The following is a 19160-nucleotide window of genomic DNA, read 5'->3' as shown; positions in this document are numbered from 1 at the left end:
GGGCTGGGCGCGAGCACCTGCGTCGCGCCGGCCTGGATTTCGGCCGAGGTCGTGAGCAGCGAGCGATCGAGCTCGTCGCTGATCCGCTGCGACGCCGTCTGGTAGCTGAAGACGCCGACGAGCACGCTCGCGGCGGCGCCGACGCCGGCGAACGCGATGACCAGCTTGCTGCGCAGGTTCACGACACCCGCACCGAATACCCGACGCCGCGCACGGTCCGGATCAAGTCGGTCGCCCCGGCCTTCTCGAGCTTGCGGCGCAGGTAGCCGATGTAGACGGCCAGGTTCTTCGAATCCGAGCCGAACTCGTAGCCCCAGATGCGCTGGTAGATCGTGGTGCGCTCGAGCACGATCCCGGCGTTGCGGACCAGCAGTTCCAGCAGGTCGAACTCGGTCTTCGAAAGCTCGACCTCCACGTCCTGCCACCGCATCCGTCGTGCGGCCGGGTCCACGGTCAGCGCGCCGAGTCGCAGAACCCTGGGCGTCACGGCGGCGTCGGGCGAGGTCCGCCGCAGCAGCGCCCGCAGGCGGGCGAGCAGCTCGTCGAGATCGAACGGTTTGACCAGGTAGTCGTCCGCCCCCGCGTCGAGACCGGCGACGCGGTCGGGCGGTTCGACGCGCGCGGTGAGCATCAGGATCGGCGTCGGGTCACCGTCGGCGCGCAGCACGCGGCACACGCCGAGCCCGTCGACGCCGGGCATCATCACGTCGAGGATCAGCACGTCGAAGCGGTCCCGCCGCGCCGCGGCCAGCGCGGCGACCCCGTCTGTCACCTCTGTGACCTCGTAGCTCTCCAGCTCCAGTGCGCGTAGCAGTGACTCGCGGATGGCGCGGTCGTCGTCGGCGAGCAGGACGCGGGGCTGCATGCCGCCATCATGCACCGGCGTTTCGTGGGATGCCGGAAGCGACGGCCCGCGCGGGCGGGAAAGGCAAGCAGACGGCAAATACCGTCCGTTGTGGACACCCGCATCCCGGCGCCGCTTCGGGTGACGTTGGTCCTTCGCCGCGATGCCTTGTGGCCGGCGCGCCGAACCCGGTGCCGGCGGTTTGCTGAGCGAGTCCGGCCAATCGACACCTTCAGGAGAAGCCGTGACCAGCGAAGCCGATTCGGCACCCGGACCGCGGGCCGGCGCCTGGACGAGCGCCGAAGCGGAGGTGCTGGGCCGCGCGGTCCTGCGCGCGCCGTCAGTGCACAACACCCAGCCCTGGACGGTCGAGCCGATCGCGGGAGCGGTCGTGCTACGCGAGCGGACGGATGTCGCGTTGCCGCGGCACGATCCCGATCGGCGCGACCTGGTGATGTCGTGCGGGGCGGCACTGGCGAACCTCGAGCTGGCGGTGCGGGTGCTCGGCCGGCGGGCGGACGTCACGATCCTGCCCGACACGGCCCATCCGGAAGTTCTGGCGCGCATCGATGCGACGGCAACGGCGCAGCCGTCGGACTCGGACCTGAGGCGGTTTTCCGCGATCACGACCCGGCGCAGTCAGCGGGCGCGGTTCACCGGAGCGCCCGTGGGGCCGAGGCTGGTCGAGCAGGTGGCGCGGGCCGCGGTGACGACCGGAGCCCAGGCGGTGCCGCTGCCCGACGCCGGTGAGCTGGCGGCGTTGTTCGGCCACGCGGCGCGAGCGATCCGTGACGACGGGGCGTACCAACGTGAGATCGCCTTGTGGACGATTCGCGACGAAGCGAGCCACCGCCACGGAGCGGGGCTCGGCCGCACCGTGGTTCCGGGCGGCGAGTTCCCGTGGGCGGGGCTGGTCCGACGCACCACCGACCTACCGGAGCTGCCCGTCTTGCGATCCAGGCTGGCGGCCGAGACGTTCCTGCTCTTCCTGACCACCGATGACGGCCGCGCCGATCACGTCCACGCGGGCTACGCGCTGGAGCGGTGCTGGCTCGAGGCGATCGCGCGCGGGCTGGCGGTGGCGGTGCTGACACAGCCCCTGCACGTGCCGGAGGTGCGATCGGCGCTGTGCGAGGACCGCGGCTTGCCCGGTTTCCCGCAGGCGTTGATGCGGCTGGGCCGTACGTCGCGCATCGCGCCGCCGAGCCTTCGCAGGGGCCTGGGTGAAGTCCCGATCGGGCAGCGGGGGAGCGAGTCGTGATCGATCACGTGGTCGTGGGTGTCGACGGCAGCGAGCCGGCGGCGGTGGCTGCCGGCTGGGCTGCCCGGGAAGCCTCGTGGTGGCACACGTCGCTGACTGTGCTCACCGTGAACGGGGTCGACGGTCCGTCCGTCGGCGGCGCCGAGTGGCGTGCGGCCAAGGAGGCGCTCGCGCTGGAGGTTGCGCGGACGACGCGTGACGAGCCGGCGGTGGCCGAGTCCGGTGTGTCGATCACCACCGAGACGAGCGGCGTCGGCGTAGAGGCCGCTTTGCGGCAGGCCTCCCAGCACGCGCTGTTGCTGGTGCTGGGCCCGCCCACCGGAACACTGTCCGGTTTGCTCGCGGGTTCACCTGACGCAGACCTCATCGCCCGCGCCGGCTGTCCGGTGGCGATCGTCCGCGGCAGTGGCGCCACGCGGGTGGACGGGCCGGTCATCGTCGGCGTGGACGGCAGCCCGACGAGCGACGCCGCGATCGGATGGGCGTTCGAGGAGGCGTCGCGGCGACGCGCCCGGCTGGTGGCCCTGCACGCGTGGCAGGACAACTACAGCGGCCGGCCGTTCGGGGAAAGAACGCGCACTGGCCCGGCGGCTGGCCGGTCGGCGCGAGCGCTTTCCGGAGGTCGACGTCGAGCTGGTCGTCGAGCGGGACCGGCCGAGCGACCGGTTGATCGAATACGGCAAGGACGCGGCCGTAGTGGTCGTGGGGCAGCCGCGGGCGAGGCGGCTTCACGGGCATGGTGCTCGGTTCCACCACCCATGCGTTGCTGCACCACGCCGACTGCCCCGTGCTGGTGGTGAGCAGGGAGCGGAACGGACAGACCTCGACAGGGGAGGAACGATGAACACGAGCACGACACCCGTCGCCGCAGTGATGACGCCCAGCCCGGTGTGCGCGCGGCTGGACACGCCGGTCACGGAGATCGCGGAAACCTTGGTCCGCCGCGGGATCAGCGCGGTGGCCGTGGTCGATCGCCAAGGTGCGATTGCCGGTGTGGTGTCCGAACGGGACTTGCTGCCGTTGTTGCGCTCGGATCGCCGTCGCGGCTGGTGGCGCCGAAACCCGTCGCCGCCGCGAACGGCGCGGGACGTGATGACGAGCCCGGCGTTGACCGTGGCTGCCGGTGCGCCCGTTGCCGACGTCGCCGCGCGGCTGGCCGAATCGGGGCTGCGACGGCTCTTCGTCGTCGCCGCCGGGCGGCCGGTGGGTGTTGTCGCGCGGCGCGACCTCGTCGGGGTGATCTCGCGCCCGGACGCTGAGATCCACCGCGAGGTGACGGTCCTGCTGAGAGAGTCCCTGCGGATCGGGCCGGATCGTGCGCGGGTGATGGTCCACGCCGGTGTGGTGACGGTCGCGGGCCGAGCCGAGCGGCGCAGCGAGATCGCGTCCGTGACCAGTCTCATCGAAGCGGTGCCCGGGGTGGTCGAGGTGTGCAACGGCCTCGACTTCGTGTGGGACGACGTGACCCGATGAACGGAAAGCACCCCGCGGCGCGGCTGTCGCGCGCGGTTTACGAGAAGGAGCTCGCCCGGCTGCAGATCGAGCTGGTGAAGTTGCAGGAGTGGGTGCGCGCGGAGGGCGCGCGCCTGGTCGTGGTGTTCGAGGGCCGTGACGCAGCGGGGAAGGGCAGCACGATCAAGCGGTTGACCGAGCACCTCAACCCGCGGGTGGCGCGGGTCGAGGCACTGCCGAAGCCGACCGAGCGGGAGCGCACGCAGTGGTACTTCCAGCGGTACGTGGAATTGTTGCCCGCCGCTGGTGAGATCGTGCTGTTCGACCGCAGCTGGTACAACCGCGCGGGCGTGGAGCGGGTCCTGGGGTTCTGCACACCCGACGAGTACCACCGGTTCTTGCAGCAGTGCCCGATTTTCGAACGCCTGCTCGTGGGCGACGGCATCCTGTTGCACAAGTACTGGTTCTCGGTGAGCCGCGACGAGCAGGAGCGCCGGTTCCGGGCACGGATCGACGACCCGCTCCGGCGTTGGAAGCTGTCCACGACGGACCTGGAATCGGTGTCCCGGTGGGAGGATTACTCCCGTGCGAAGGACGACATGTTCGTGCACACCGACATCCCCGAAGCACCGTGGTACGTGATCGAAAGCGACCAGAAGCGGCGCGGGCGGATCAACATGATCGCGCACCTGCTCGCCGGCGTCCCTTACCACGAGATCCCGCGCGAAGCCGTGACCATTCCGCCGCGGCCCCGCGACAGCGGGTATGCCCGGACGGACCGGCGGTTGCAGCGCGAGGTCCCCGACCACGCGGCGACGCTGATGGAGCACTCCGCGCTTTCGTCCCGCCCGGAAGGGACTTCCTCCCCTGACCGCGCTCATCGCGGTTGAGCGACGGTGGAGTGAGTCACCGGTCCGAGGTGGCGGGAACGGAGGCACGTCGTGACGGGAACGACAGTCCGCGCCACCGTGGTGGTCGGTGCCGGCGAACCGGAGGCGGCTTTGGCCGCCGCCCGGTGGGCGGCGGAAGAAGGGGTGCGCCGGGAGTGCGTGCTCCGGCTGTTCCACGCCGGGCTGTTCGACCCGGCCGACCTCAGCGGCCGCGAATGGTCGTGGGAAGAACCGCTGCTGCTGGAGCGCGCCCATCGCGGGATTCAACGAGTCGAAGCGGCCGCGGAGGGCGGTTCGACCGGGAGCCGGTTGCTCGCTCATGCGATGTGCCCGGCCACCGTCGTTCATTGAGACATCAGGAGGAGAGCCGTGCGCGCACGGGACATCATGACCCGGCCGGTGGTCGTGGTCGGGCCGGCGACGCCGGTGCGGGAGGCGATCGTGCTGCTCATGGAGCACGGCATCGCCGCGTTGCCCGTGGTCGACGAGGAAAACCGCGTCGTCGGTTCGTTCACGGAGGCCGACGCGCTGTGCGGGGTTCTGACCGGAGAGCCGGTCGCGCCGGGCCGGCTCGTGGAATCCGTGATGACCAAGCCAGTCGAAGTCGTCGAGCTTGACACCGATATCAGCGACATCGCCGCCCGGATGCTCGTCGACCGGCTGCGCAGCATCCCGGTGGTCGACGCGGGCGGTCTGGCGGGGATTGTCAGCCGGCGAGACCTGCTGCGCCCGCTCGTACGGCACGACGACGCCATCGCCGCGCAGGTCCGCGGCTTGTTCAAGGACTACACGGGCCACCGCGACCTGTGGTCTGTCTCCGTCACCGCAGGTCTGGTGACTGTCTGCGGCACGTTCGCCGACGAAGCCGAACGACGGCTCGTCGCCGCTCTCGCGAAGACGGTCGAGGGCGTCACCGCGGTGGAACTTGCCGGCAACACCTGACTTGTGCGGCCGCGATTCAGGCCGTCGAACGTGATCTCGAGGAGGAGTGGTGCACGCACAACCCGGCGACTGGCTCGTAGTGAAGGGTGTTCGAGTCGACCTGCCCGAACAGCGGGGCCGGATCTTCGCCGTCGGAGGGCCGGACGGCACCCCTCCCTTCAGCGTCCGCTGGCTGGCCGACGACCACGTGTCGACCGTGTTCCCCGGCCCGGACGCCATCGTCGCGACCGAAGCGGAGATCACCGTGCGTGACGAAGTGGACCGTGCGCGGTTCGAGCGGTTGCGGGCGCTGTGGCAGTCGGGCGGAGGTGCGGACAGTGTCCCGGCGTGACGACCGCGTGGTGCTGGCCGGCGTGGACGGTTCGGCTTCGGCGCGGCACGCTGCGGTCTGGGCCGCCGAGATGGCTGTGCGGCGGGGCGCGGTGCTGAGGCTCGTGCAGGCGTACGTGCTTCCCTCGCCGGGCGTCTCGGGCACGGCTGTGACAGCTGTCCGCGAAGGCTTCCGGGGCCGCGCCGAGTCGGGGGTGGCCGAGGCCGAGGGCGCTGTGTTGGCGAAGTGGCCTTCGGTGCGGATCGAGCGGTCTGTCGTGGAGGGCGGTCGGGTGGCCGTCCTGCTGCGAGAGTGTGCGGACGCCGAAGTGGTGGTGCTGGGCTCGCGCGGGCTGGGCGGGTTCACCGGGCTCTTGATCGGCTCGACCGCGGTCTCACTCGCCGCCCACGCACCGTGCCCGGTCGTCGTGGTGCGCGGGCGTCGGCCGGACGACCCGCCGCCGGTGGCCGGCCCGGTGCTTGCCGGGCTCGACGGGTCTCCCGACAGCAACGACGCTCTGGGTTATGCGTGCGAAGAAGCCGCGGCCCGCGGCACCGCGCTCGTGGCGGTGCACACCTGGAACGAGATCACGCCGGAGGGAAAGTTGCGGGCAGCGGGCACCCGCCTGGAGGACGTCGCCGCAACCGAACGCCGGCGGGTCGACGAGCAGCTCGCGCCCTGGCGCGAGAAGTTCCCCGACCTCCCGATCGACGTCCTGGTCGTCCGAGGACGGCCGGTCCGGGCTCTTCTGGAGCTCGGAGCGGACGCCCAACTCGTCGTGGTGGGCAGCCGCGGCCGCGGCGGGTTCACCGGGATGTTGCTGGGCTCCACCAGCCAAGCGCTGCTCGCGCACTCCGCGTGCCCGGTCGCGGTCGTTCGCCCGGGCGCGCAACCTTCATGAACTTTCGCAGGGCGACGGCGCGGAGGCCACTCGCCGTGTCGCAGACGGTGTGCGCGCCGTGCCCTCAGGGCGGCTTGTGATCCGGTCCGCGGTGATCGGGATCCCCGAACCCGTGCGGGTGGGCAAATTCTCTTGTGGACAGTCGTGGCGGGACAGTGCCGGCGGTGCGGGAAGCCGTGGTCCGGGGACTCGGACGGCTCGCGACCGGTGACGTTGGTCCTTCGCGGTGGTGACTCCGGACCGGCGTGGCAGGCCTTGCCCGGTGGCTACTTTCGATGCAATGAAAGAAGGGGCGAACTCCATGCGTGCACGAGACCCGTTCGCGATGCCGATCGTCGACGGCCGCCGCCTGGTCGGGATCGTCACGCGTGGTGACGTGGTCCGTGTGCTCGCCCGGGAAGACAGTGTGATCTGCGCCGACGTGCAGCACCGGCTGGAGATCCACGGCGGCACCGGTCGCCGGAAGGTCGCGGTCCGCGAGAGGGTCGTGCGGATCGTCGAGCGCTACGACGACAAGACCGGTCGCCACGTCGCGACCCTGCTCGCCCTGCGCGCGCAGGGCGTCGTCGGTGCCGAGACGGTTTCGTCGGAGAGGACCCGTGGTCATGACAACGCACAACAGCAACACCGTGGTGGTCGGTGTCGACGGTTCGGCACGTGCGGACGAGGCGGTCCGCTGGGCCGCGCGGCTCGCGTCCGGACGGGGGCTCGAGCTGGAACTCGTGAACTGCTTGCAGGGCGCTGCGCTCTACTACGGTGGCGGCCTGGCCGGAGGCGACGAGCTGTTCGAGCAATTTCGGCGGGAAGGTGATCGCCTCCTGACAGCGGCTCGCGAGCTGGCTCTGTCCGTGGACGCGGCCCTCACCGTGCGAACGGGCGTGCTCTTCGACGCTTCGACCACCGCCCTGCTCGACCGGTCGAGGCGGGTTCGGCTGATCGTGCTCGGCCGGACCGGCACCGGTGGCTTCGCCGGGATGCTGGTCGGCTCCACGGCCGCCACCGTGGCCAGCCACGCCGAGTGCCCGGTCGCGGTGGTCCGTGGGCGGCACGGCGATGGCCCGGTTCCGCTGGAGGGACCGGTTGTGGTCGGCGCGGACTGCACCCCGAACAGCGAGGCCGCCATCGCGGCGGCCTTCGAGGAAGCGAGTTTCCGCGGTGTACCGCTCGTGGCCGTGCACGCGTGGAACGACGTCACGTACGACTCCGCGGACAGCACGGCCCGCCTGATGCCCCAGCCGGAATCGCTCGAACCGACGGAGGAGCGGCTGCTGGCCCAGCGGCTGGCCGGCTGGCAGGAGAAGTTCCCCGAAGTGGCGGTCCGCCGGGCGTTGGTCCAGGACCGGCCGCGGCACGCGCTGCTCGCGGAGTCCGACCGGGCACAGCTGGTGGTGGTCGGCAGCCACGGCCGCGGCGGCTTCACGGGCATGCTTCTGGGCTCGACCGCCCAGGCGCTGATCCACCACTCGTCCTGCCCCGTGCTCGTGGTGCGGCCGGAGCCGAAGCGGTGACGGCTCTCGAGGCCACGGCCTCGACGCTTTCGCCGGTCGAGCCGGCCCCGGTCGACGCACAGTGGCGAGCGGCGAACTACCTGGCCGTGGGCCAGATCTACCTCACGAGCAACCCACTTGCTGCGTGAGCCGCTGGTGCCCGGCAGGTCAAGCCGCGCCTGCTCGGGCTCCGGGGGACCTCGCCGGGGCTGAGCTTCGGCTACGCCCACCTCAACCGTGCGATCCTCACCCACGACCTGGACGCGGTGTTCGTGACCGTCCCGGGCACGGCGGTCCGGCGCTGCTCGCGAACACGTGGCTCGAGGCGGTCGCGAATCCCGCTATCCGAACTGGATTCGCTGCTGCGTGGCGTCGGCTGGTGTAGTTGGAGGGCGACGAGCCCTCAGCGATGCACCAAGCGATGGCGGCGGCCCTCGACGCGTGGCCGACCCGGCGGCGCTGCGACGAAGTCGCGGCCGGCCCTGGCCGATGATTGTGCTGCGCTCACCCAAGGGCTGGACCGACCGGCCACTGTGGACGGAAAGCAGGTCGAGGGCACCTCGCGTGCCCACCAGGTGCCGCTCGCGCAGGTGCGCGAGGATTTCGAGCACCTCAGCGCGCTGGAGACATGGTTGCGGTCGTACCGGCCCGAAGAGCTGTTCGACGAACGAGGCTGCCCTACGGGTGCTCTCGATGGCCGACGACGGAGCGGGCCGCCGGCGGAACTCGTGGCGGGCGGACTGAGTAACGTGCACGACCGCGCGGAGTCGGCCGGCGGCCGGTTCACGCTCGATTCGCACCCTCGCCGCGGCGTGCGGATTCAGTGAACTGCGCCGTTGCCCTGAGTCCGGAGCCTCTCATCGGTCAGGCGGACGCGGCCGGGACCAGGCGTCGCCGCGGCGTCGGGCGTGACGGCCACGACCGGGCAGCGCGAATAGCGCACGCAGTCGCGCGAAACGCTGCCGGGCAGCAGCTCCCGCGTGCGGCCGGCGGGGTGTGCCGACGACGAGGAGATCGGCGTCGGTGGACGCGGTGATCAGCTCCGTGGCCGGATCGCCCGCGGCGTCGAGATCGTGACGTCCGCGGCGGAGGGGAACTCCGCGCGGATGCGCGCGATGTCGTCGTGCGGGGCGCACGCACCGGCGGGATGCCGACCGTGCGGCTGCAGCGCGAAAGACGTTCCCGGCGACAGGGTTTCCGTCGGCCGCACCAGCACGGCGTGCACGGAGTCATCGGGCTGGGCGGCAACGCCGAGCCCCCAGCCCTGCGCCGCTTCGCTCTGAGAGGAGCCGTCGAAGCCGACGACGATGAAGCGGCCGGAGGCCGGGTTCGCGGAATTCATCGCACACGCCTTTCCCCGGGTTTCCGGTCGAGCGTGGTCGAGGAGGTCGTGCGGGGGCCAGGGCATGAGGTCACCGGTGCGGGCGAGGACGTCTGCCGTGGGCGCGGTGACTTTGGGCCCCATCGGCGGGATCGCACGACGTCGACCTGATCGAGCGAGCCTCCGTGGCGTTGCCGAACCACGATCCGGAGGGCCACGACCGCATGGTGTCCTGCGGCGCGGCGCTCGCGCACCTGCAGGTGGCCGCGCGGGTGCTGTGCCGGGCGACCACCACGTCGTACCCCGCCGGTGGTGCGGTCGTGGCCACCATCCACGCCGAACCGGGCTTGAGCCCCGACCACGCCGAGCTCGCGCGCTACCACGCCATCGGGCGCCGGCGCAGCCACCGCCGCTGGTTCTCGGCCGAGCCTGTGTCCGAAGTGGACCAGGCGGCGGTGTCGGCGGCGGGCGGCGAGGCGAGCGTGCGCGCGGGCGGCGCTCGGCCCCGAATCGCTGCCTGCCGCGGGGGCTGGTGCGCTGCGAAACGCCGGTGCCGGACGATGCCAGGCTCACCGCGCGGCTCGAAGCGGAGCACCTCCTGGTCTTCTGCACGGAGGGGGACAGCCGGCGCGAGCACCTCGCCGCCGGCGCCGTGTGCGCCCGGACGTGGCTGGAAGCGACCGCGCGCAGTCTCGCCGAGTCGGTCCTCACCCAGCGCTGCACCTGTGCGGTTTCCGCGAGCTGCTCGCCGAGCGGTTGGACCTGCCCGGACTGCCGCAGGTGATCTTCCGCTACGGGCACCCGGTGGATCCCGTGCCGCCTTCGCCTCGTCGCCTCCTCGCCGATCTGCTTCCGGACTGAACCGGGCCGGCTCGACCAGGAGACCATGATGACCACAGCGCTTTCCCCGTTGTCGGCGGGCTCTGTCGGCCGCGGTCCGCGCTCCGTCACCGCACGACGCCCCAGCCGTGGCGGTTCGTGGTCGACGGCCACCGAACCGAAGTGTGGCTCGACGGCGGCCTCCTGACCGTCGCCGACCCGGACTCCCGCGAGGCGCGGCGGGTACAACCTGCTGATCATGTTGCGGGTCAACGGGTTCGGTATCGCGCCGCGGATCATGCCCGAACCCGCGCAGCCGGATCTGCTCGCCGTCGTGCGGGTCGACGGCGACGCACGCTCGTCTCTGCCCGACCGGCAGCTCGCCGATGCCGTCTGGCACCGGCACACCAACCGCCGCCCGATGTCCGCGCACCCGGTGTCGCCGGTCGCACGGGCCCGGCTCAAGGCCGCCGCGCTCGGTGAGGGCGGCGTGCTGGAGTTCCTCGACGCGCCAGGCCGATACCCGAAGGTGACCGCGCTCGTCCGCCGGGCGGAGGCCGAACTGCCGCTCGACGCCGAGTTCCGCGCTGAAGCCGCTCAGTGGACGGGCCGTGATCCGAACAGCCCGGACGGGGTGCCGACGATAGCCTTCGGCCCACCGCCGGACATCCCCGGCATTCGGCCTTGCGTTCTTCGCACGAGAACCCGGCCATCGCCCCCGCTTGTTCGAGCAAGATCCGGTGCGGGCCGCGGTGCTGACCCGCGACCAGGGTGCGGCCGCCGAGGTGCGTGCCGGGCTGGTGCTGCAACGAGTCCTGCTGCCCGCGACCGCGGAAGGCCTCGCCGCGTCGGTCGTGTCGCAGCCGTTCGAGGCGCGTGGCACCCGGGCGCCTTTGCTCGACCTCTTCCGCGGCACCGGCCGTCCGCACACGCTGCTGCGTCTCGGGCACGGCCTGCCGGGGCGGCGTCCGGTGGCGGAGGTGACGACCGGCGCGCCCCTGACGTGCCTGCTCGCTGACCACCTGGTGCGGACTCGGTGTCCTATGAGGACCGCTCCTCGGCGGGCAGGACGCGCAGCAGGTCCTGATACGTCACGATGCCCACCAGCAATCCGTTGTCCTCGACCACGGGCAGCGCGCGCACACCTGATTCGGTCATGCGGTGCGCAAGCGCAGTGGCGTCGAGGTCTGGCGTCACGGTCGGGGCCGGGGTGCGCATGACTGCGGACACGGTGCGGTGGCGGCTGAGCAGGACGCCCGTGTCAGGGTCCCCGGTGGCCGCGTCGCCGGGGAATCCGGCCTGGACGAGGTCCCTTTCGCTGATCAGACCCACGAGCTTGGCCGAACGGGTGACCACGGGCAGGGTGGTGAAGCCGTGTCGCGTCATCAGGTGAGCGGCTTCGGCGAGCGAAGCGTCGAAAGTCACGCTGATCACTGGGGTGGTCATGATGTCACGCGTTCGCATGGCGTTCTCCGTTCCGGCGGCCCGGCGTAGGTGCCTCGACCCTGATGCCGGCGACCCGGGCGGGCCAAGGGTCTTTGGTCCCTGGCGGGCCGCCGGGTGGGGCGTGCGCCGGGGACCGGTGACCCGGCGAAGCGGGCAGAAGGCCTCTTCGGATCAGCCGACGCGCGGCCCATGCTGATGAGCGGAAACCGGCCCGTCGAAACGAAAGGCGCGAGACATGTTTCCGTCGGCGAACCGCTTGTCGCGGTGGCGGCACCTGCTCGTTCCCGTGCGCGGGTCCGTCGCACGGACTTCGGACCGGTTGCAGGCCGGTCTGGTACTCGTGGTGATCCTCGGGGCCCTCGCCGCGATCCCGTTCTCGGCGGCCGCCGGCTCGTCGGTCTACGCTTCGCAGAAGGCGGTCTCGGTGCGGGAACTCGCCGAGTACGTGCCGGTGACGGCGACGCTCCTCGCGGATGGCCCGCCGATTTCCGTGAGCGGCCGCAGCGGCGCCGTCGGCAGCACGATGCCGACCGACGCGACGTGGGACTCCGCCGACGGCGTCCGTCACGTCGGGAAGGTGGATGCGAACGAAGGCTCCCACCGTGGCGATACCGTGCCGATCTGGGTGGATCGCACCGGCGTCGTGGTCGAGCCGCCGCTGAGCGCCGCCGCCGTCGTGAACGCGACCGCGGCCGCGGCCGGGCTGTTGTTCGCGGTGTGCCTCGGACTGGCGGTGGTTTACGGGATCGCTGTCTTCGCACTGAACCGTTACCGCAGGGGGGAGTGGCAGCAGGAGTGGTTCGCCTTCGTGAGCAAGAAAGCGCGCTCGTGAGCCCGGGGCGGCCGATCGACGACCATGACCGCGTGCCGACGAGGGTTCGAGGATGGTGGCCGAACCGTCCGCGGAGCAGGAGGTAGTGATGCACACCAGGCAATGGCACGTCGAACTGTTTCTCAGCGAGAACGAAGGGCGGACGAACGCCACGGCCCGGCTGCGCACCGGGTCAGGTGCGACGCTCGACGCGGAAGGCACGGCGCGGCTCAACCCGGCTGACCGCGACGTCCCGGAGATCGGGGACGAGCTCGCCGCCGCCCGGGCCCTGAGCGCGCTCGCGCATCGACTGCTGGACGTCGCCGCCGAGGACATCGAAGGCATCACACACGAGCCTGCTCGGCTCGACAGGTGAGGAGGTGGACGGGATGCGCGCGATCGTCGTGTACGAGTCCATGTTCGGCGACACCGAAGAGGTCGCACGAGCGGTGGCGGACGGGCTGGATTCCGCGGAGGTCGTCCCCGTCGACCGCGCGCCACGCGATCTGATGGGGTGCGACCTGCTCGTGGTGGGCGCGCCGACGCACGTTCACGGCCTGAGCCGGCCGTCGACGCGCAAGGCGGCGGTGGGAGCACGCTCCGGGCGGGACTCGCACGCACGAGCCGGGGATGCGCGAGTGGCTGGGCGGTTTTCACGTCCTGCCTCCGGGAACGACCACGGCCGCGTTCGACACCAGGCTCCGCAAACCTGTCTGGCTGACCGGCTCCGCCGCGAGGGCGGCCGGCAAGCTCTTGCGCCGCCTCGGTCATCCGCCGGTGATTCCGGCGACGAGCTTCTTCGTCGAGGTGGTGAACGGCGAAACGCGGCTGGTGGACGGAGAACGAGCACGAGCTCGGGAGTGGGGCGAATCCCTCGCCCGGGCCCGGCGGACCGGGTCCGGCCGCGGCTTAGGGTCCGGCGTCCCCGGGTGCCCCGTCACCGGTCTGCAGGACCACCGATGGGCGCTTCGGCCGAGCGGTGGAAGCACACTACGGCGATCACTCCGGCGACGGCCGGCACGAGCCCGAGCCCGCACGGCCGCCCGGACCGCAGGACCTGCGGACGTCGCGGCGGAATCCGACCAAGGTAAAGCTCGTATCGCAGAGCGGACGGGAGTGGTGATGACGACGGACATGTGGAGGTGACGGTCCGCCCGCCCGCGGGACGTCCGGCGGCGGTGCCGCGATCACGGTGCTTCTGACGTTCGGGGGAAGTCTCTGGCAGCGGGAAGGAGGAGCATCGTTGACGAGAGGGAACAGGCATTGATCGAAGAAGACGCGCGGCGTGAGGTCGCCGCGTGGTACTGCGATCCGCCGGTGCATGCTGGTCGGTGAACGGCGCGCGATCGAGGAGAACGAGAAGACCGTTTTACCCGAATCGACACCTGAGTCCGGATGCTGACGGGCGAGCCCGAGCCGGTTCCCGGAATCGCGGCGGGACCCGGCTCGAACGACCGTTCATTCCGGCCGGCTGTAGGCGGCCAGGGCCCGGTCCCGCGCCTCCTGGGAGATCGTCCGCACCAGCGTGGCGTGAGCCGCCTGGGCGAAGGGGCGGGCGATTCGCCAGTACCGGCGGAACTTCAGCCAGCTCTGCGGGTCCGTCATCTGCACTCGGGAGTCGACGGTCAGCAGGCTGTGGTGGATTCCGTAAGGCCGCACGCCGAACGCGATCACCAGCTTTCCGTATCCGGGTTCGGAAAAAGCCGCGAAGTCGTCCGGGTCGACCCGGCGCCAGGTGGTGACCGGGCGCCAGAACTTCCCTGCGACGCCGACGGCGAATTCGGTGCCCGGGTGTTCGCCGAGGAGCGCCCAGTCGGAACCGCTGTCGAGGTCGTCGACGGTCAGTCGGGTGGGCTGCCGTTGCGGCCCGTGCCGCCGGTCGCGCCAGCGAGCGGGCAGCTCGCGAAACCGCTCCGCGATCGTCAGAAATCCACTGTGGATGTCCGTCAGGTCGAGGTCGCGTGCCGCCGCGTATGTTTCTTTGACCGGTGCGTCGACGATCTCGTGGCGCACCAATGAGAAGTGGGGGTGCGGGGCGAACCGGTCGACGAGCAGATCGGGTGCCTGCGGGTGGGAATCCGTCATGGTGCCTCCTCGGGCGGGTGTGGAGTTCCAGGCTGGGCGCGCCCCGGTGCGTGCGCTAGGAGCGGAGGGTATGTGCGTGGCCGATTTCGTCATCGCCGGAAGTGACTTCGTGCCCTGCCGCGGGCTGTGGTGGGACGCGACGGTGAGGAGCGTCGATCGAAAGGCGGCATGCCATGAGGATTCTCGTCGCGGTGGCGACCAGACATGGGGCCACGAGGGAAATCGCCGAGCAGATCGCCGCGACGGCCGCGGCTTCGCTCGAGGAAACCGGTGTCGCGACGGAGGCCGAGGTGCGCGATGCCGAGCACGTGACGTCGTTCGCGGGGAACGACGCGGTGGTGCTCGGCAGTGCGGTCTACTTCGGGCATTGGCTCGACAGCGCACGTCGGCTCGTGCACGAGCACCAGGAGGAGCTGCGCCGCGTCCCCGTGTGGCTGTTTTCCAGCGGGCCGGCAGGGGAGCAGGCGCACCCGGGTGAGGATCCGGTGGACGTCTCGGACGTGCTGGTCGCTTCGGGTGCCCGCGAGCACCGGCTTTTCGGTGGCCGCATCGAGCGCGCGAAGCTGCGCTTCCCCGAACGGGCCGTGGTCGCCGCGCTACGGGTACCGGACGGCGACAACCGTGACTGGCCGATGATCCGGGCCTGGGCGCGGACCATCGCCGGCGAGCTGGCCACGGCGCCTGTGCAGCGGCAGGGCCGGCGATGACAGGGCGAGCCCCGACGAGCCGCGGTCGTGCCCATTCTGGTTCGTGAAGCGATTTCCCGGCTCTGTCACACCCGATCTTCACGGCCTGTGTCGCCGGTGGACGCGGCCCGTTCGCCGGGCGCGCCGCGTGGACGACGTCAGGGGGTCGCGCCCGGCGATGAACACAAGCCGGCCAATCCGTCGACAACGCAGCCCAAGGGGATGGCTGTCGGGTTGATGTCCACAGCGAGCCTCGCCTTCGCCGTCAGCTCGCCTTGCGGCGGCGGTGTCCGCTGAGGGTAACCGGCGGCTCCGGCCCGGTCATCCTCCTGCGCGCACTCGTTCGTCCGGCCGATCAGGGAGAAGTGCTGCCATCGCCGTCAATGGCGGCGGTGACGCAGCGAAGCGTGGCCGCCCGCACGGCCCGGCCTCGTTCGCCCGGCGGGAGAGCGCGTGCGATCGTGACGGCGCCGACGACCGAGGCGACCAGTGCCCACGCGCGTTCTGTCTGCTCGTCCGGTGAGCCGGGCATGGCCGGAGTGAGCAACTCGACCAGGGCCGCCATCCGACGCTCGTAGGTCTCCCGAACGGCATCACTCGCGCGCGAGACGTCTCCGCTGAGCGCCGGCATGAGACACCCGTCCACGACCTCCGCGCAGTGCTCGTCGCTCAGGTAGAAGTGGAGGAACTCCACGAGACGACGTCGGCGCTCACCCGGGTCGTCGGCCTCGATCACGGTGAACTCGACACCGAGTTGCTCCTTCACCACCTGCTCGAGGAACGCCTCCTTGCTGCCGAAGTTGGAGTAGATCGCCCCCGAGGTCACGTCGGCCGCAGCCGCGAGGCCGTCGACACCGACTCCGTGGAAGCCTTTCTCCTTCAGCGGGCGAGCTGCCGCGGTCAGGATCGCGGCGCGGGCCGTCTCCTTGTGGTCTTTCGGGTAACGCACGTCGAGTCCTCGTCTTCCCACTTGCCTTCACGCTGCCACGACCATACGATAGCGGTCGTTATATAGCGACCGTTATTCCATAACGGGCCGAACCAGGAGAGGTACGAGGACCACCCATGTCTGCAAACCACAACGAAGCCCCCACCCGCACGGTGGACGTCGGCGGAACGCCCTTCGCCTATCGGGAAGTCGGCGCCGGATCGGGCGTTCCGGTCATCCTGCTGCACCACTTCACGGCCAACCTCGACGACTGGGATCCCACCGTGGTCGACGGCCTGGCTGCCGAGCGCCAGGTCATCCTCGTGGACCTGCGCGGGGTGGGCGCTTCGGGCGGCACCACGCCCGACAACGTCGAGGCCATGGCCGCCGACGCCGTCGCCTTCGTGCAGGCGCTTGGCCTGACGAGCGTCGACCTGCTGGGCTTCTCGCTGGGCGGCATGGTCGCGCAGGCCTTCGTCCAGCAGGAGCCGGCCCTGGTCCGCCGCCTGATCCTGGCCGGCACATCGCCGGCGGGCGATGCGGGACCGGCCAACGCCTTCGGCGTACTGCAGAGTTCGGTCGAAAAGGCCACCGCCACGGGCCGGCACCCGAAACACGTCCTGTTCTTCTCCCAGACCTCGGCCAGCCAGGCCGCGGCCGACGCGTTCCTCGCTCGGCTCGACGAGCGCACCGCCGACCGGGACGCCGCGGTCACGAACGAGACCATCGGGGCCCAGGCCACCGCACTGGCCAAATGGGAGCAGAGCAGTTCGCCGACCGGCCTCGCGAACGTCTCCCAGCCCGCTCTGGTGATCAACGGTGACGACGACATCATGATCCCGACCATCAGCTCGTTCAACCTCGCGCACGTGCTGCCCCATGCCCAGCTGGGCATCTACCCGGACGCCGGTCACGGAGCCCTTTTCCAGTACCCCCAGCTGTTCGTCCAGCAGGTCCTGCACTTCCTCCGCGACTGACCGCCGCAGAAACGAGATCCGAACACCGGGTCGCGTGGCCGCGGCCCGGTGCTCCCCGTGACCGCAGCAGGCTTGCACTTTTCCTGCTCCGTCCGCGACGCTCTGCCGCCTCCCGTTGACGATGTTGAGTTCAGCGCGGCCAAACCCTTCTTCCGCGCCACCGCTGACATCGGTGGCCAGTGGGTGACCCACTTCGGCCGCGGCCACCAGTCGGATCTCCATGATCGGGTGGAGGGGTTCGGCCGCCCCCTGAGTGAGAGGACCGTCGGTTCCACGCAGCGAGAAGTCCCGCCCCTGGGCGTCGACACGGTGCGCGAGCTTCCCGGTGTCGGGCTGAACCTGGTTTCCTCGTCGCTGTTCACCTCCGGGGCCGGCTCCGTCGGCCAACACCAACGCCACGGTCTACGCCGTCGCGGAACGCGCGGCGGATCTGCTGCGGCAGAATCGCCGCTGACAAGGCCGCCGTACGGAGCAACTGCGTCGAATTGAAAGGTCAGTATGAGCGAACGCGTTGATGCACTCGAACGGACGACACCGATGTGCGAGCGGACGTCCCTGCCCCCGCTGTCGCTGCTTGGCGCGCTGCGGCGATCCGGCGAGTCCTACTGCGACCAGCTGACCGAACTGCCGGCGTACCTGGCCGGCACGAGCGCCCTCCGCGTGGTACCCGGCCTGACCGCGGTCCCGGCGCCGTGGTTGCTGGCATCGAGCGCCGAGAGCGCGGCGCTGGCCGGGGAGCTGGGCTGATGTTGTCCACACCGATCTACGACCCGGTATCGCGCGCGAGATCCCTCGAACTCGTCTGCTCGTAGTCCCGGGATCTACCGCAGCGTTGGGCGAGAACTCCGGCACAGGGATCGGTGGTCATGTCCCTGGTGCGATGAAGAACTCGAGAGCGATGTTGTCGGGGTCGCGGAAAGAGACGCCCGAGCCGTAATGCGCCTTCTTGATGCCGCCGTGGGTGATGGCGAGCTCGTCGAGGCGATCGCGCCACTGCTCGAGCTCCGCGAGGCCAGACAGTGCGAAGCCCACGTGGTCGAGGCCGGTGCGCGTCTCGGCGAAGCGGTCCTTCGACTCGCGGCCAGGGTGAGTGTGCAGACCGAAGAGCATTCCGCCGTCGAGGGCGAAGACCGTGTGGTGGAACTCGCCGCCTTCCTCGTCCTCGTCGAGTACGGGTTCGGCATCGAACAGGCGGCTGTACCACTCGGTGCTGCGCTTGAGGTCCGAAACCGTGATCGCGACGTGCTGCAGGCCGGGAAAAGCCATGTGAGCGACTCCGTTCCTTGGTCGGTATCGAATAAGGGCTCCGGGCCGGCGGCCACGCTGAATCCGGTTGTCCGGCGGGGCCTCGCATGAGCGACCGGCAGTACTAGGCGAGCAGCTTCCGTAGCCCGGCGATGCCGCTGCCGTACACGTCCTGGGCGAAGGTGCGGTTCAGCTCTTCCTCTTGACCCGCGTCGGCGTCGTACTCCGCCCACCACTCGACGAAGGACTCGCCGGTGTCGGTGACCGGGCTGACCCGGACCGTCGAAACGTAGCGGCGCACGCCGAACGGATTCGCCCCGGTGAACGCGTAGGTGAGCGTGCGACCAGGGTCGTCGAGGACGAGCAGCCGTTCGTCGAAGGGGTCGCCGCCCGCATCGAGGGTCAGCCTCCGGACGGCTCCGACCTGCCCGTCGACGCCGTCGGCGATCTCACTGTGGCCGACTGCCGGCAGGAAGGCGGAAACGTCGCCGAATGCGCGGACCTGGGCCCAGACCTTTTCGACGGGCGCGGCGACGACTCCGCTGGCGTACGGGCGCGGCATGGAAACCCCCAAATTGTCGGTCGAACACTCTCGTGCCGGCGCATCGTGGCAGCCGCTCGAAGGCCTGGAACGCACACCAGGCAGAGAGGCCGTCACGAACTCGGAATCAGTGACTCGGCTCACGCTAACCGCAACGGATTCTCAACAGAAGATCTTTGTGACGACCGGCCGCGCCTGCCCGCCGAGCGGGAGG

General features: G+C 70.7%; 24 protein-coding genes and 4 pseudogenes. 20 read left to right on the top strand and 8 right to left on the bottom strand.

Annotated features, from left to right (window positions below; all coding sequences use genetic code 11):
* Together AB0M56_RS48200 and AB0M56_RS48195 are read right to left on the bottom strand one after the other, a co-directional pair.
* Window positions 1-182 (bottom strand): annotated as a pseudogene (locus tag AB0M56_RS48200) (sensor histidine kinase); the annotation flags it as partial.
* Window positions 179-865, bottom strand: coding sequence for a response regulator transcription factor (locus AB0M56_RS48195; protein ID WP_364189716.1), 687 nt, complete (start codon window positions 863-865; stop codon window positions 179-181). The pseudogene AB0M56_RS48200 and the gene AB0M56_RS48195, both read right to left, overlap by 4 nt.
* A gap of 223 nt (window positions 866-1088) precedes the next feature.
* Here AB0M56_RS48195 and AB0M56_RS48190 point away from each other — a divergent pair, with 223 nt between their 5' ends.
* From AB0M56_RS48190 to AB0M56_RS48125, 14 genes and pseudogenes are all read left to right on the top strand, one after another.
* Entirely contained in the window at window positions 1089-2105 is a 1017-nt protein-coding gene (locus AB0M56_RS48190) for a nitroreductase (protein WP_364189714.1), read from the top strand.
* Window positions 2102-2674: pseudogene (locus AB0M56_RS48185) on the top strand (universal stress protein); the annotation flags it as partial. The gene AB0M56_RS48190 and the pseudogene AB0M56_RS48185, both read left to right, overlap by 4 nt.
* Window positions 2675-2841: 167 nt before the next feature.
* On the top strand, window positions 2842-2949 hold the full coding sequence (locus AB0M56_RS48180) for a universal stress protein (RefSeq protein WP_364189711.1): 108 nt from the start codon (window positions 2842-2844) through the stop codon (window positions 2947-2949).
* Complete coding sequence (locus AB0M56_RS48175; RefSeq protein WP_364189709.1) at window positions 2946-3578, top strand: CBS domain-containing protein; 633 nt, start codon at window positions 2946-2948, stop codon at window positions 3576-3578. The genes AB0M56_RS48180 and AB0M56_RS48175 overlap by 4 nt, the downstream gene beginning before the upstream one ends.
* Window positions 3575-4447, top strand: a complete 873-nt coding sequence (ppk2, locus tag AB0M56_RS48170; RefSeq protein WP_364189707.1) for a polyphosphate kinase 2 — start codon at window positions 3575-3577, stop codon at window positions 4445-4447. The genes AB0M56_RS48175 and ppk2 overlap by 4 nt, the downstream gene beginning before the upstream one ends.
* Window positions 4448-4498: 51 nt before the next feature.
* The gene (locus tag AB0M56_RS48165; RefSeq protein ID WP_364189704.1) at window positions 4499-4798 is read left to right on the top strand and encodes a hypothetical protein; all 300 of its coding nucleotides are present in this window, start codon (window positions 4499-4501) and stop codon (window positions 4796-4798) included.
* Window positions 4799-4816: 18 nt separating this feature from the next.
* A complete protein-coding gene (locus AB0M56_RS48160) occupies window positions 4817-5389 on the top strand; it encodes a CBS domain-containing protein (protein WP_364189701.1) in 573 nt (190 codons plus the stop codon).
* 49 nt (window positions 5390-5438) lie between these two features.
* Entirely contained in the window at window positions 5439-5720 is a 282-nt protein-coding gene (locus AB0M56_RS48155) for a DUF1918 domain-containing protein (RefSeq protein WP_364189699.1), read from the top strand.
* Window positions 5707-6600, top strand: a complete 894-nt coding sequence (locus AB0M56_RS48150; protein WP_364189696.1) for a universal stress protein — start codon at window positions 5707-5709, stop codon at window positions 6598-6600. The genes AB0M56_RS48155 and AB0M56_RS48150 overlap by 14 nt, the downstream gene beginning before the upstream one ends.
* Window positions 6601-6880: 280 nt before the next feature.
* Window positions 6881-6982, top strand: a pseudogene (locus AB0M56_RS48145) (CBS domain-containing protein); the annotation flags it as partial.
* Between the two features lie 223 nt (window positions 6983-7205).
* On the top strand, window positions 7206-8108 hold the full coding sequence (locus AB0M56_RS48140) for a universal stress protein (RefSeq protein WP_364189693.1): 903 nt from the start codon (window positions 7206-7208) through the stop codon (window positions 8106-8108).
* Complete coding sequence (locus tag AB0M56_RS48135) at window positions 8105-8236, top strand: hypothetical protein (RefSeq protein ID WP_364189691.1); 132 nt, start codon at window positions 8105-8107, stop codon at window positions 8234-8236. The genes AB0M56_RS48140 and AB0M56_RS48135 overlap by 4 nt, the downstream gene beginning before the upstream one ends.
* Window positions 8237-8260: 24 nt before the next feature.
* A pseudogene (locus AB0M56_RS48130) lies at window positions 8261-8365 on the top strand (hypothetical protein); the annotation flags it as partial.
* A 255-nt stretch (window positions 8366-8620) separates the two neighbouring features.
* On the top strand, window positions 8621-8914 hold the full coding sequence (locus AB0M56_RS48125) for a hypothetical protein (RefSeq protein ID WP_364189688.1): 294 nt from the start codon (window positions 8621-8623) through the stop codon (window positions 8912-8914).
* Window positions 8915-9123: 209 nt separating this feature from the next.
* On the opposite strand, the gene AB0M56_RS48120 is transcribed toward AB0M56_RS48125, so the two are convergent.
* Window positions 9124-9429 carry a hypothetical protein gene (locus tag AB0M56_RS48120; RefSeq protein ID WP_364189685.1) on the bottom strand — a complete coding sequence of 102 codons (306 nt, stop codon included), beginning with the start codon at window positions 9427-9429 and terminating at the stop codon, window positions 9124-9126.
* Between the two features lie 645 nt (window positions 9430-10074).
* Here AB0M56_RS48120 and AB0M56_RS48115 point away from each other — a divergent pair.
* Window positions 10075-10269, top strand: a complete 195-nt coding sequence (locus AB0M56_RS48115; protein WP_364189683.1) for a hypothetical protein — start codon at window positions 10075-10077, stop codon at window positions 10267-10269.
* A gap of 999 nt (window positions 10270-11268) precedes the next feature.
* Here the strand turns inward: AB0M56_RS48115 and AB0M56_RS48110 are convergent.
* The gene (locus tag AB0M56_RS48110) at window positions 11269-11691 is read right to left on the bottom strand and encodes a CBS domain-containing protein (RefSeq protein WP_364189681.1); all 423 of its coding nucleotides are present in this window, start codon (window positions 11689-11691) and stop codon (window positions 11269-11271) included.
* 217 nt (window positions 11692-11908) lie between these two features.
* On the opposite strand from AB0M56_RS48110, the gene AB0M56_RS48105 reads away from it, so the two are divergent.
* Window positions 11909-12505 carry a hypothetical protein gene (locus AB0M56_RS48105; protein WP_364189678.1) on the top strand — a complete coding sequence of 199 codons (597 nt, stop codon included), beginning with the start codon at window positions 11909-11911 and terminating at the stop codon, window positions 12503-12505.
* 52 nt (window positions 12506-12557) lie between these two features.
* Window positions 12558-12860, top strand: a complete 303-nt coding sequence (locus tag AB0M56_RS48100) for a DUF1876 domain-containing protein (RefSeq protein WP_364189675.1) — start codon at window positions 12558-12560, stop codon at window positions 12858-12860.
* 1082 nt (window positions 12861-13942) lie between these two features.
* Here AB0M56_RS48100 and AB0M56_RS48095 read toward each other — a convergent pair.
* On the bottom strand, window positions 13943-14569 hold the full coding sequence (locus AB0M56_RS48095) for a hypothetical protein (protein ID WP_364189673.1): 627 nt from the start codon (window positions 14567-14569) through the stop codon (window positions 13943-13945).
* A gap of 173 nt (window positions 14570-14742) precedes the next feature.
* Here AB0M56_RS48095 and AB0M56_RS48090 point away from each other — a divergent pair, with 173 nt between their 5' ends.
* Complete coding sequence (locus AB0M56_RS48090) at window positions 14743-15276, top strand: flavodoxin domain-containing protein (RefSeq protein WP_364189667.1); 534 nt, start codon at window positions 14743-14745, stop codon at window positions 15274-15276.
* A 334-nt stretch (window positions 15277-15610) separates the two neighbouring features.
* Here AB0M56_RS48090 and AB0M56_RS48085 read toward each other — a convergent pair whose 3' ends face one another.
* The gene (locus AB0M56_RS48085) at window positions 15611-16204 is read right to left on the bottom strand and encodes a TetR/AcrR family transcriptional regulator (protein WP_364189664.1); all 594 of its coding nucleotides are present in this window, start codon (window positions 16202-16204) and stop codon (window positions 15611-15613) included.
* A 116-nt stretch (window positions 16205-16320) separates the two neighbouring features.
* Between AB0M56_RS48085 and AB0M56_RS48080 the strand changes: the two genes are divergently transcribed.
* A complete protein-coding gene (locus AB0M56_RS48080; protein ID WP_364189661.1) occupies window positions 16321-17160 on the top strand; it encodes an alpha/beta hydrolase in 840 nt (279 codons plus the stop codon).
* Window positions 17161-17697: 537 nt separating this feature from the next.
* On the top strand, window positions 17698-17907 hold the full coding sequence (locus AB0M56_RS48075) for a hypothetical protein (protein ID WP_364189658.1): 210 nt from the start codon (window positions 17698-17700) through the stop codon (window positions 17905-17907).
* 117 nt (window positions 17908-18024) lie between these two features.
* Here the strand turns inward: AB0M56_RS48075 and AB0M56_RS48070 are convergent, their stop codons facing one another.
* Together AB0M56_RS48070 and AB0M56_RS48065 are read right to left on the bottom strand one after the other, a co-directional pair.
* Window positions 18025-18426, bottom strand: coding sequence for a VOC family protein (locus AB0M56_RS48070; RefSeq protein WP_364189655.1), 402 nt, complete (start codon window positions 18424-18426; stop codon window positions 18025-18027).
* A gap of 103 nt (window positions 18427-18529) precedes the next feature.
* The gene (locus AB0M56_RS48065) at window positions 18530-18967 is read right to left on the bottom strand and encodes an SRPBCC family protein (RefSeq protein WP_364189652.1); all 438 of its coding nucleotides are present in this window, start codon (window positions 18965-18967) and stop codon (window positions 18530-18532) included.
* Between the last annotated feature and the right edge of the window lie 193 nt (window positions 18968-19160).

The organism is Amycolatopsis sp. NPDC051372, from assembly GCF_040682095.1.
In the GTDB taxonomy this organism is placed as follows: Bacteria; Actinomycetota; Actinomycetes; order Mycobacteriales; family Pseudonocardiaceae; genus Amycolatopsis.
Note: the sequence above shows the minus strand (reverse complement) of the source record. Positions and strands in the feature narration are given on the sequence as shown.